This is a genomic window from Streptomyces sp. NPDC058221 (assembly GCF_042882365.1).
Classification (GTDB): domain Bacteria; phylum Actinomycetota; class Actinomycetes; order Streptomycetales; family Streptomycetaceae; genus Streptomyces.
Window position 1 is genome coordinate 1 of sequence record NZ_JBHVWF010000197.1, and the last position, 11,718, is coordinate 11,718.

An 11,718-nucleotide genomic window follows, 5' to 3' on the forward strand; every position below is an offset into this window, starting at 1 on the left:
GGACCGGGGGGGGGCCCCGCCCCGGTATCTCGGGGGGGGGGGCGCCCGCGCGTCCTCAGCCGGTCACCGGCTCCAGGAACTCCAGCCGGTTGCCGACCGGGTCGTGGCTGAAGAAGCGGCGGTGGCCCGGCAGGTCCTCGTCCCACGCCACCTCGGCGCCGCGCTCCGCCAGCCGGGCCGCGAACGCCCCGATGTCCGTCACCCGCAGGCCCGGGTGGGCCTTGCGGGCCGGGCGGAAGTCCGCCTCGATGCCCAGGTGCAGCTGGACCGGGCCCGTCTGGAACCAGCAGCCGCCCCGGGCGGCCAGGACCGGAGGCTTGGCGATCTCGGTCATCCCGAGGGTGTGCACGTAGTAGCCGCGCAGCTCGTCCTCCGAGCCTTCGGGGGCGGCGAGCTGGACGTGGTCGAGGGCGGCGATCATCACTTCTCCCGGTGGGTGACGGCGAAGATGCGGCGGAACGGGAAGACCGTGCCGTGCGGGCCCGCTGGGTATGCGGCGCGCAGCAGGTCGCGGTACTCGGCGAGGAAGGCGCTCCGGGCCTCCTCGTCGTCGGCCAGGGCGGTCAGTACGGGGCGCAGGCCGGTGCCCTTCACCCAGTCGAGGACGGCGTCCTCGCCCGGCAGCAGGTGCAGATAGGTGGTCTCCCAGACATCGGCCGTGCGGCCGGGGCCGGTGAGCCGGTCCAGGTAGCCGGCCGGGCTCAGCACCGCGTCGGAGTGGCGCAGCCGGCCGCCGAGCCGGGAGCGCCAGCGCGGGGACTCGGCGAGTTCGCGCATCAGGGCGTGGCTGGGCTGGTCGAAGTTGCCCGGGACCTGGAGGGCGAAGGTGCCGCCCGGGGTGAGTGCCTCCAGCCAGTCGGGGAAGCGCTCGGCGTGCCGGGGCACCCACTGGAGCAGTGCGTTGGAGACGATCAGGTCGTACGGTTCCCCGGGTGTCCAGGTCGCGGCGTCGGCCTCGGCGAAGTCCAGCAGGGCGGTGGCGTGGGCGCGGGCCCGTGCCAGCATCTGCGGGGAGTTGTCGTAGCCGGTGATGCGGGCCGTGGGCCAGCGCTCGGCGAGCAGGGCGGTGACATTGCCCGCGCCGCATCCGAGGTCGGCGATCCGGGGAGCGGGTGCGCCCGGCAGCTCGGGGACGCGGGCCAGCAGATCGTGGAAGGGGCGGGTGCGGTGGTCCGCGTGGCGCAGGTACTGCTGCGGATCCCAGGTGGGTGCGGTCATGGCAGCCAGGATCACCGAGAAAGTATCTTGATGTCAAGACACTCGAATTCAAGAGACTTCATGTCGAGGGACCCTCTACACTGATCCACATGGAGGACGAGGTCGACCGACTGGTCGCTGCATGGCGCCGAGAGCGCCCCGACCTCGACGTGGAACCACTCGAGGTCCTCAGCCGCGTCTCCCGCCTGGCCCGCCACCTCGACCGGGCCCGCAGGATCGCCTTCTCCGAGCACCATCTGGAGCCCTGGGAGTTCGACGTACTCACGTCGCTGCGCCGCGCCGGCGATCCCTACCAGCTCTCCCCCGGGCAGCTGCTCACCCAGACGCTGGTCACCTCGGGCACGATGACCAACCGCATCGACCGGCTGACCAAGAAGAACCTCGTCGAGCGGCTCCCCGACCCCAGCGACCGCCGCGGTGTGCTCGTCCGGCTCACCGCCGAGGGACGCGACAAGGCCGACCAGTCACTGGCCGGCCTGCTCGCCCAGGAGCGCGCCATCCTGGGCGAACTCTCCCGTCACCAGCGCGGCGAACTGGCAGGACTGCTACGCCAGTTGACTGCCCCGTTCGACAACATCCCCGGTTAGACCGGGCTCGTCGGGCAGCACCGGATCGGCCGGTCCCACGCCCGCCCGTCTGGCCAGTGCGACCGCCGCCAGCGTCGAGTGCACGCCCAGCTTGCCCAGCACGTTCTGCATATGGGTCCGCACCGTGTGCGGGGAGAGGAAGAGCCGCTCCGCCACCGCCTTGCGGCCCAGACCCGCCACCATGCAGCGCAGCACCTCGCGCTCGCGCGGGGTCAGTGACTCGACGAGCTGCTCGCTCTCGCTGCGGTGCTTGCGGTCCGCCAGCAGCTCCCGCAGCACGCCGGTCAGCAGCGCGGGAGGCAGATGCGTCTCGTCGCGCAGCACCCCCCGGATGACCGCGAGCAGCCGCTGGAGGGAGCAGTCCTTGGCGACCCAGCCACAGGCCCCCGCCTGGAGCGCGAGCGCGGCCCGGCGCGGGTCGTCCTTCTCGGCGAGCACCACCGTACGCACCGACGGCCGGCCCGCACGGACCCCGGCGACCAGCGATATGCCGTCGGCCTGCCTGCCCTCCCCCGCGCTCGGAGCGGGCACCGGCACCGGTCCGACCGCCATGCGGCCGCCCGCCGGGGGCAGGATGCCCAGCTCGGCGTCGACCAGCAGCACGTCGTAACCGCGCCCCTCGGCAGCCGCGCGCTCCAGACAGCGCAGCGCGGCCGGGCCACTGCCCGCCGCCGCCACATCGACGTCCGGTTCGGCCGCGAGCGCCGCGGCGAGCGACTCGGCGAAAATGCGGTGGTCGTCGACCACGAGAACCCGGATACGGACCACAGACACCCCCATGCTGTGTGTTCTGGGGCGCCCCGTAGCGTGCGCCCCCGGCGGAGACGGACCGGCGCGGGTGCGACACCCGCAACGGGGATCCGGACCGCAGTGCCACGGCCGCCGCCGCGCACCGACTGCCCACCCCACCCCGGATGCCGCACCCGGCTGTCTCGTACCCCTGAATCAGCACCGGCCCCCACCGGTGCTGGGCAATAGCGTACGGGCGGCGGCCCGGGGCGGGAGGAAATTCGCCGAACTGGCGGTGCACATCGCCCTAGGGTGAGGTGCATGTTCCGTCTTGAGACAGAAGTGGACAGAGAGCGACGTCGGCTGCTGAACAGGCGGCTCCACGAGGACAACACCGCTGGTTCACCGGAGATCCGCGCGCTGCGCACCGCTCCCGCGGGGCGCGAACTCCCGCTGGAGGTCTGGGCGCTGGACGGGCACGGACAGCTCGCCGGCGGGCTGACCGGGCGGACCTGGGCGCACTGGCTCCATGTGGATCTGCTCTGGGTCGACGCCCTGCACCGCGGCTGCGGCCTCGGCTCGCAGCTGCTCGCCGAGGCCGAACGGGTGGCCGTCACGGACCGGGACTGCACCCGCTCCCGGCTGGAGACCTGGGACTTCCAGGCCCCCGCCTTCTACCGGAAGCGGGGCTACGAGGTGACGGGGCGGGTCGAGAACTACCCGCCGGGCGTCACCGAGTTCACCCTCGCCAAGCAGCTCGGCCGCTGATTCAGACGATCCGGTGGGCGCCCGCCGACGGGGTCGCGGGGAAGACACCGGGGGCCGCGTAGCCCGCCGAAGCGAACGCCTCCAGCACGGACTTGGTGACCGTGTCCGCCTGCGCCTCCTCCACCAGCACGATCGCCGAGCCGCCGAAGCCGCCGCCGGTCATCCGGGCACCGAGCGCACCGGCCGCGTTCGCCGTGTCGACCACCAGGTCCAGCTCCACGCAGGAGACCCGCAGATCGTCCCGGAGTGAGACATGGCCCGCGGTGAGGACCGGACCGGCCGCGCGCACGTCACCCGCGTCCAGCAGCGCGATGACCTGCTCGACGCGCTGGTTGTCGCTGACGACATGGCGTACGTAGCGCACGACCGACTCGGCCGCGCCGGACTCGGCCAGCGTGTCGAGCGCGGCGCCCAGGCGCTCGTACGGCAGCTCGCGCAGCGTACGGATGCCGAGGGTGCGGGCCCCTTCCTCGCAGCCCGCACGCCGCTCCGCGTACGCGCCGTCGCCGAGCGCGTGCTTGACGCGGGTGTCGACGACGAGGAGCTGGAGGCCGTGGGCGGCCAGGTCGAAGGGGACCTGGCGCTGGGTGAGGTCGCGGGTGTCCAGGTGCAGGGCGTGGCCCTCGGTGCAGCAGGCCGAGGCCATCTGGTCCATGACGCCGCAGGGGACGCCGACGAACCCGTTCTCCGCGCGCTGGGCCAGCACCGCGAGCTCGGCCAGGGTGAGGCCGAGGCCGAACAGTTCGCTCAGAGCCAGGCCGGTGACCACTTCGAGGGCGGCGGACGAGGAGAGCCCGGCGCCGGTGGGGACGGTGGAGGTCAGCTGGATGTCGGCGCCGGTGACCGGGTGGCCGGCCTCGCGCAGCGCCCAGACGACCCCGGCCGGATAGGCGGCCCAGCCGTGCCCTTCGTTCGGGGCCAGCTCGTCGACCCGGAGCACCACGACACCGCCCGGCACGTCGGTGGAGTGCAGCCGCAGGACGCCGTCGGTGCGGCGGGCGACGGCGGCCCGCGCGGTGTGCGGCAGTGCGAGCGGCATCACGAAGCCGTCGTTGAAGTCGGTGTACTCGCCGATCAGGTTGACCCGGCCGGGAGCGGCCCAGATCCCCTCGGGGGCAGTCCCGTAGAGCTCGGTGAAGGCGGCGGTCAGCTCAGCGTCGTCGGTCATGGTGCGGTGGGCTCCTCTCGGCGGGCGAACGTCCAGGCGTCGGAGACGATTCCGGCCAGGTCGGCGCGGGACGGCTGCCAGCCGAGGCGCTCCCTGGCGGTGGCGGCGGAGGCGACGAGGACGGCAGGGTCGCCGCCGCGGCGCGGGGCCGCGGTCTCGGGGACCGGGTGGCCGGTGACCTCGCGGACCGTCTCGATGACCTCGCGGACCGAGAAGCCGTTGCCGTTGCCGAGGTTGCAGATCAGGTGCTCGCCCGCGGTGGCGGCTTCGAGGGCGAGGAGGTGGGCCTCGGCGAGGTCCGCGACGTGGATGTAGTCGCGGACGCAGGTGCCGTCGGCGGTCGGGTAGTCGTCGCCGTAGACGGAGATCGACTCGCGCTGTCCGAGGGCGACCTGGAGGACCAGCGGGATCAGGTGCGACTCGGGGCTGTGCCGTTCGCCGCAGCTGCCGTACGCCCCCGCCACGTTGAAGTAGCGCAGCGAGACCGCGGCCAGGCCGTGCGCGGCCGCCTCGCCGGTGATCATGTGGTCGACGGCGAGCTTGGTCGCGCCGTACGGGCTGGTCGGGGCGGTGGGGTCGGCCTCCGTGATGGGGCTGGAGACCGGCTCGCCGTAGGTGGCGGCGGTGGAGGAGAAGACCAGGGTGCGTACCCCGGCGTCGCGCATGGCGGCGAGCAGGGCGGTGGAGCCGCCGACGTTGTTGACCCAGTACTTCTCCGGGTCGGTGACGGACTCGCCGACCTGGGAGTACGCGGCGAAGTGCAGCACCCCGTCGTAGGAGGCGTCCAGCCACTTCGCGGCGTCCTGGATGCGGCCCTCGATGAACCCGGCGCCGGCCGGGACTCCCTCGCGGAAGCCGGTGGAGAGGTCGTCGAGGACGGTGACGGTGTGCCCCGCCTCCAGCAGGTGCTGGGCGACCACACTGCCGACGTATCCCGCGCCGCCGGTCACCAGGTACTTCTTGGGGGACTTGCTCACTCGCTCGCTACCTCTCGCAGTCGCGCGGCCGCGGCCTCCGGCGGCACATCGTTGATGAACACACTCATGCCGGATTCGGAACCCGCGAGGAACTTCAGCTTGCCGGAGGTGCGTCGGATGGTGAAGAGCTCCAGATGGAGCCCGAAGTCATCCCGCCCCTCGACTCCGAACGGCGCCTGGTGCCAGGCGGAGATGTACGGGGTCAGCGGCTCCCCGGGTCCGAAGATCCGGTCGAATCGCCTCAACAGTTCCAGATAGACCTGTGGGAATTCCATGCGTGCGGCCTCGTCGAGTCCCCGCAGGTCGGGGACGCGCCGGCGCGGGTGGAGGTGGACCTCGTACGGCCAGTGCGCCGCGTAGGGCACGAAGGCGATCCAGTGCTCGGCCGCGATGACGATCCGCGAGCCGTCCGCCTCCTCGCGCGCCACCACGTCGTCGAAGAGGTTGCCGCCGGTCTCCGCACGGTGGGCGGCCATGGAGCGGAGCATCAGTTCGGTGCGCGGGGTGACGAAGGGGTAGCCGTAGATCTGTCCGTGCGGGTGGCCGAGCGTCACGCCGATCTCGGCGCCCCGGTTCTCGAAGCAGAAGACCTGCTTGATCTGGTCGAGCTCGGCAAGCTCGGCGGTGCGGTCGGTCCAGGCCTCCAGGACGAGCCGGGCCTGCTCCTCGGTGAGGTCGGCGAAGGAGGCGTCGTGGTCGGAGGTGAAGCAGACGACCTCGCAGCGGCCGGAGTCGCCGGCGAGGGAGGGGAAGCGGTTCTCGAAGACGGCGACGTCGTAGTCCGGCTCCGGGATCTCGCTCTGCCGGCCGTCCCGCGAGGGGCAGAGCGGGCACTCGTCGGCCGGCGGGTGGTAGATCCGGCCCTGGCGGTGCGAGGCGATGGCCACGCTGTCGCCGAGCAGCGGATCGCGGCGGATCTCGGACGAGGTCGAGACGGGGTCGAGGGGGCGCGGGTCGACCGCCTCGCGCACGACGTCGTCACGGCTGTCGTAGTAGAGCAGCTCCCGGCCGTCGGCGAGCGTCGTAACCGTCTTCTTCACCAGAGTCCTCCCAAACATAACCCAACACAATGAACCACAAATCAACAGGCGCGTCAATGAGTCCGGGGCAACGGAGTGGGGGTCGGATGTGAGCGGGATCTCGTGGGGTTAAGTCCGCGGTTTCTGGCCATACGATCACAATCAAACAAAGAACCTCATGGAGACTGTTCATTTTCTGAACACAAGGGCGTAGTTTCCTTCGAGTTAAATACACGCAACGAAGCGAGTTCCCCCCATGCACTCTCTGGCATCCGGGCTTCGGCTCCCCACGAACGGGCTCGATTACACGATCCTGGCGATCTACTTCGTGGTCGTACTCGGCATCGGCTTCGCCGCTCGGCGCAGCGTCAAGACGAGCCTCGACTTCTTCCTCTCAGGACGGTCACTGCCCGCATGGGTGACCGGCCTGGCCTTCGTGGCTGCCAACCTCGGCGCCACCGAGATCCTCGGCATGGCGGCGACCGGCGCGCAGTACGGCGTCGCGGTCGTCCACTGGTACTGGATCGGCGCCATCCCGGCCATGGTCTTCCTCGGCCTCGTGATGATGCCCTTCTACTACCGGTCGAAGGTGCGCTCCGTACCGGAGTTCCTGCTCCACCGGTTCGACAAGTCGGCGCACCTGCTGAGCTCCATACTCTTCGCGTTCTCCGCGGTCCTGATCGCGGGCGTCAACCTGTACGCCCTGTCGATCGTCGTGGAGGCGCTCCTCGGCTGGCCGCAGTGGGTCGCGATCGTGGTCGCGGGCCTCTTCGTCCTGATCTACATCACCATCGGCGGGCTCTCCTCCGCGATCTACAACGAGGTGCTGCAGTTCTTCGTCATCCTCGCCGCGCTGATCCCGCTGACCGTGCTGGGCCTCAAGCGCGTCGGCGGCTGGGACGGGCTGAGCGACTCACTGACGTCGAGCCACGGCTCGAACTTCATGTCCGCCTGGGGCGGCACCGGCATCGGTGACGCCAACCCGCTCGGCGCCAACTGGCTGACGATCATCCTCGGCCTGGGCTTCGTGCTCTCGTTCGGCTACTGGACGACGAACTTCGCAGAGGTGCAGCGCGCCCTGTCCGCGAAGAACCTCTCGGCCGCCCAGCGCACCCCGCTGATCGCCGCGTTCCCGAAGATGTTCATCGTGTTCCTCGTGATGATCCCGGGTCTGGTCGCCGCCGTGGTCGTGCCGAACATCGGCACCGCCGGCTCGGGCACGACCTACAACGACGCGATCCCGCTGCTGATGCGGGAACTGCTGCCCAACGGTGTGCTCGGCATCGCGGTGACCGGTCTGCTGGCCGCGTTCATGGCGGGCATGGCGGCCAACGTCTCCTCGTTCAACACCGTGTTCACCACGGACATCTGGGCGCGGTACGTGAAGAAGGACGAGACCGACGCGTACTACCTGCGCTTCGGCCGCAAGATCACGGTGATCGGGGTGCTGGCCTCCATCGGCACGGCGTTCATCGCGTCCAGCTTCTCCAACATCATGAGCTACCTGCAGACGCTGTTCTCCTTCTTCAACGTCCCGCTGTTCGTGGTCTTCATCATCGGGATGTTCTGGAAGCGCGCCTCGATGAAGTCCGGTGTCTGGGGCCTGCTGGCGGGTACCACCGCCGCGATGGTCAACTACTTCGTGATCTACAAGCAGGGCATCATCGACATCCCGAGCGACCAGGGCGCCAACTTCGTCTCCGCGATCGTCGGGTTCGTCGCCGGTGCGGTCGTGATGGTCGCCGTCACGCTCTTCACCGCCCCCAAACCGGAGGCCGAACTGGCCGGACTCGTCTACGGAACCGAGTCCCCGGACCTCGACGAGGCGCCCGCGGAGGGCGACGACGCCTGGTACCGCAAGCCGGCCCTGCTGGGCTGGGGCGCGATCGTCATCGCCGCCGCCTGCTACATCCCCTACTCGTTCTGATCGGAGTAACTCACCATGTCCGAACTGCACAAGGAAGTCTCCGATCTGGAGCAGAAGTCCGCGACAGCGGCCCGCCTCTTCGACATCCGGCGGATCATCGGCGGTCTCTTCGTGGTCTACGGAGTGATCGTCACCATCGCCGGGATCAACCCGTCCGACGCCGACCTGAAGAAGGCCGAGGGCGTCCACATCAACCTGTGGACCGGGCTGGCCATGCTGGCCCTCGGGCTGTTCTTCCTGGTCTGGCTGAAGCTGCGCCCGGCCCAGCCGCCGGCTGACGTTCCGGAGCCCACGGACACGTCCGGCAGCTGATCCGCCGCCGCACCGCCCGTGCCGGAAGGGGGGGGGGCCCCCGCGCCCCCCGGGGGAGGCCCCCACCCCCGCCGCGGGCTGTCTTCCGGGCGCCCAGGCAACCTTCGGGCAGCTGTTCCGCGGCCCCCCCGCCGGGGCCGGATGGGGCCGGACACCGTCAGCCGACGGTGTCCGGCCCCTTCCGCGTGTGCACGGCCGCCCGGTCCAGCAGCCCGGTGCGGGCGGCGAGTGCCGCCGCCTCCAGCCGGGAGCCGACACCCAGCTTCATCAGTACGCGCTGCACATGGGTACGGGCGGTGCTGGGCGCGATCCGCATGCCGGCCGCGATCAGCCGGGTGCCCTCGCCCTCCGTGACCCGCACCAGGACCTCGACCTCGCGCGGGGTGAGGAGCTGGAGCAGCCGATGCCCCTCGTCGTCCGGCTGGACCGCCGGGTTGAGCAGTTCGGCGAAGGCGCCCTGGAGCAGTTGCGGCGCGATGGCGGCCTCACCGGCCCGCGCCTTGGTGATCGCCCGCTCGACGCCCTCGATGCGTTCGTCATGACGGACATAGCCGGCGGCGCCGGACGCGAAGGCGGCCGCGATCCCCAGCGGGCTCGGCACCGGCCCCAGCACCACCACGGCGATCCCCGGGCGCTCGCGCCTGATCCGCACGATGGGGTCGAAGGCGCCGGGTTCGGCAGGTGACGCCGTGCCGAACAGGCAGACCTCCGGGGCCCTGGCGACCACCAGGTCGGCCGCTCCGGTGGTGGGCGCGGCGGCGGCGAGCACTCGGTGACCACGTAGCTTCAGTGCCGAGGCGAGCGCCTCGGCGAGCAGTCGGTGGTCATCGACCACCATCAGCCGAACGCCCATCGAGCAAACCCCCGTTACACCGACGTCAGGCCCCCCGGCCTTCTAGGGCCTGCAAGTTACACGCTTGTTCGACGTCGCGGGCGCCTTAGCCGGCAGAACGGGCACGGAATGCCCGAACGTGTTCCGTTCGGAGCCACTTGACGCTCGAAAAACGACCGGCCCTGCCGGTCGAATGATCGACCGGCAGGGCCGGAGGCGGAGTTGAGCCTCAGATCACTGCGCGCCGAACGCGACGACGAGGTATTCCTTGTCGTCCAGCGAGCTCTTCATCGGCTTGCTGATCAACGTATCGGAGATGAACAACCGCCCGTTGCTGTAACGGTATTCGGCGTATTCCGAGGAGAAGCTGGTCTCCGCGTCCCGGACCGACTCGTCGCCCGGGTTCTCGATCAGCACGGTCTGCTTGAAGGTGCTGCCGTCGATGGAGACGATCTGGCCGCCCTTGTCGTACGGGGGCTCCTTGTACGCGATGATGTTGCCGCCGTCCATGCGGAGCGGGAACATCGAGTAGCGCTCGCCCGCGTCGGCCCGGTCGCTGGTCTGCTTGCCGGTGGTCAGGTCGAAGGAGACGATCTCGTTGGTGTTGCCGTAGTCGTCGCTGTTGCCCTCGTGTTCCTCGGTGGGAAGGTAGATGCGGTTGTTGCCGACCGCGAGGTGCTGGCAGCTCTCGACCTCGGTGGAGCCGCACTTCGCCGCGTACTTCTCCGCGTCGGCCGGGATCCTGACGAGCAGCTTGCCCGAGGCGGCGTCGATCGAGAAGAAGTCGGAGATCCCGCTGCCGTCGCCCGCGGTGTCACCGACGTCGGCGGCGACGACCAGGGGCTTGGTGGAGACGATGCTCGCGTAGTCGACACCGGTCGGCATCTTGTACGAGGAGATCGGGGCGCCCGTGGTCGGGTTGAGCGCCTGGATGGTGAGCTGGGTGTCGTCGGACATACCGCACTTGCGGACCACGGCGAGTGCCTCACCACCGGCGTACCCGCGGTCGAAGCAGCCGTCGGTGCTGGCCTTCGGCTTCCAGCGCTCGGCGCCGGTGTCCAGGTCGAAGGCGACACCGCCCTCTGATCCGGCCGCGGCGACCGTGGTGCCGCTGAGCGTGACCTCGTCGTACGCGAGCGGCTCGTCCCCGCTGGTCTCGGCGGTCACCGACTTGCCCCACATGAGCTTGCCGGTGTTCAGGTCGAGGGCGCCGACCTGCGTGCACTTCTGGTACTTGTCCGCACTGGTCCGCTTGGCCGCCTCGAAGGCGACGGCCGTCTTGAAGTCCTTGGTCATGTGCCGGGAGGCGGCACACAGCTGACCGGGCAGCGGGATCGACCAGAGCTTGGTGCCCTTGGCCTGGTCGTAGCCGACGATCTCGTTGATGCCCGTCTTCACGTACGCCTTGTCGGTCAGCCAGGAACCGTCGACCGTGGTGACGTCGGTGACCTTGGGCTGCGGCAGCTGGAAGTCGACCTTGGCGTTGGTGTTCGCCGGGGCCTTCTCCTTGCCGCCGCCGACGCCCTTGTCGTCGCCGCCCTTGCTCTCGCCCCCGGTGCCGGCGGAGCTGGACGCCTCGTCCTTCTTGTCGCCGTCGCCACCGCTCGACGCGTACCAGAGCCCGCCGCCGACGATCAGCACCACGGCGACCGCCGCGGCGACGATGATCTGCATCTGTGTGGAGAACTTCTTCGGCCCGTTCCCGCCCTGCGGCGGCTGCCCCTGCTGCTGCATCGGCGTGGTGGGGTAGCCGTAGCCCTGCTGCGGCGGCTGCCCCTGCTGCGGATATCCGTAGCCGTGCTGCGGCTGCTGGCCCTGGGGGAACCCGTAGCCGGGCTGCGGCGGCTGCGGCTGCCCCTGCGGGAACCCGTAGCCGGGCTGCTGCGGCTGGCCCTGCGGAGGTGTCTGCGGGTAGCCGTAGCCGGGCTGCTGCTGGGGCGGGCCCGCGGGCGGCGGGGAGCCGTATCCCCCCGGCGGCCCAGTGGCCGGCGGCGGAGTGGCCGGCGGCGGAGTGGCCGGCGGAGTCGCCGGCGGCTTGCCGAACGGGTCGGCCGGCGGCGGCGTCGGGGCGCCGAAACCACCGGCGGGCGGGTCCTGCGGGGCGCCGAACCCGCCCTGGGGCGGATCGTTGGGCGGCTGGGGCGGCTGCGTCATGGCGTTTGCGTACCTCTGGAGAAAGGG

The 11,718-nt window shown here is 70.7% G+C and carries 12 protein-coding genes; 4 read left to right on the plus strand and 8 right to left on the minus strand.

Annotation, left to right across the window (positions count from 1 at the left end):
• Nucleotides 1–55 precede the first annotated feature (55 nt).
• On the minus strand, nt 56–421 hold the full coding sequence (locus ACFVW8_RS35620; protein ID WP_389697538.1) for a VOC family protein: 366 nt from the start codon (nt 419–421) through the stop codon (nt 56–58).
• Entirely contained in the window at nt 421–1,218 is a 798-nt protein-coding gene (locus ACFVW8_RS35625) for a trans-aconitate 2-methyltransferase (RefSeq protein ID WP_389697540.1), read from the minus strand. Before ACFVW8_RS35625 ends, ACFVW8_RS35620 begins: the two co-directional genes overlap by 1 nt.
• 89 nt (nt 1,219–1,307) lie before the next feature.
• On the opposite strand from ACFVW8_RS35625, the gene ACFVW8_RS35630 reads away from it, so the two are divergent.
• The gene (locus ACFVW8_RS35630) at nt 1,308–1,805 is read left to right on the plus strand and encodes a MarR family winged helix-turn-helix transcriptional regulator (protein ID WP_073725926.1); all 498 of its coding nucleotides are present in this window, start codon (nt 1,308–1,310) and stop codon (nt 1,803–1,805) included.
• Here the strand turns inward: ACFVW8_RS35630 and ACFVW8_RS35635 are convergent.
• Nucleotides 1,764–2,585: a LuxR C-terminal-related transcriptional regulator gene (locus ACFVW8_RS35635; RefSeq protein WP_389697542.1), complete on the minus strand. Its 822-nt coding sequence runs from the start codon at nt 2,583–2,585 to the stop codon at nt 1,764–1,766. The two genes, ACFVW8_RS35630 and ACFVW8_RS35635, sit on opposite strands and share 42 nt — an antisense overlap.
• Nucleotides 2,586–2,855: 270 nt before the next feature.
• Between ACFVW8_RS35635 and ACFVW8_RS35640 the strand changes: the two genes are divergently transcribed.
• Complete coding sequence (locus ACFVW8_RS35640; RefSeq protein ID WP_389697544.1) at nt 2,856–3,302, plus strand: GNAT family N-acetyltransferase; 447 nt, start codon at nt 2,856–2,858, stop codon at nt 3,300–3,302.
• A 1-nt stretch (nt 3,303) separates the two neighbouring features.
• Here the strand turns inward: ACFVW8_RS35640 and galK are convergent, their stop codons facing one another.
• From galK to galT, 3 genes are read right to left on the minus strand one after another with little or no spacing between them, the layout of a single operon-like run.
• Nucleotides 3,304–4,470 (minus strand): galactokinase, encoded by a 1,167-nt coding sequence (gene galK / locus ACFVW8_RS35645; RefSeq protein ID WP_389697546.1) that lies wholly within the window; start codon nt 4,468–4,470, stop codon nt 3,304–3,306.
• Nucleotides 4,467–5,447, minus strand: a complete 981-nt coding sequence (galE, locus tag ACFVW8_RS35650) for a UDP-glucose 4-epimerase GalE (RefSeq protein ID WP_389697548.1) — start codon at nt 5,445–5,447, stop codon at nt 4,467–4,469. Before galE ends, galK begins: the two co-directional genes overlap by 4 nt.
• On the minus strand, nt 5,444–6,487 hold the full coding sequence (gene galT / locus ACFVW8_RS35655) for a galactose-1-phosphate uridylyltransferase (RefSeq protein WP_389697550.1): 1,044 nt from the start codon (nt 6,485–6,487) through the stop codon (nt 5,444–5,446). The genes galE and galT overlap by 4 nt, the downstream gene beginning before the upstream one ends.
• 235 nt (nt 6,488–6,722) lie before the next feature.
• Between galT and ACFVW8_RS35660 the strand changes: the two genes are divergently transcribed.
• A complete protein-coding gene (locus ACFVW8_RS35660; RefSeq protein WP_389697552.1) occupies nt 6,723–8,393 on the plus strand; it encodes a sodium:solute symporter family protein in 1,671 nt (556 codons plus the stop codon).
• Nucleotides 8,394–8,408: 15 nt separating this feature from the next.
• Nucleotides 8,409–8,705, plus strand: coding sequence for a hypothetical protein (locus ACFVW8_RS35665; protein ID WP_389697554.1), 297 nt, complete (start codon nt 8,409–8,411; stop codon nt 8,703–8,705).
• Between the two features lie 157 nt (nt 8,706–8,862).
• Here ACFVW8_RS35665 and ACFVW8_RS35670 read toward each other — a convergent pair whose 3' ends face one another.
• Both ACFVW8_RS35670 and ACFVW8_RS35675 read right to left on the minus strand, forming a co-directional pair.
• Entirely contained in the window at nt 8,863–9,558 is a 696-nt protein-coding gene (locus ACFVW8_RS35670) for a response regulator transcription factor (protein ID WP_389697556.1), read from the minus strand.
• Between the two features lie 213 nt (nt 9,559–9,771).
• On the minus strand, nt 9,772–11,691 hold the full coding sequence (locus ACFVW8_RS35675) for a PQQ-binding-like beta-propeller repeat protein (protein ID WP_389697558.1): 1,920 nt from the start codon (nt 11,689–11,691) through the stop codon (nt 9,772–9,774).
• Between the last annotated feature and the right edge of the window lie 27 nt (nt 11,692–11,718).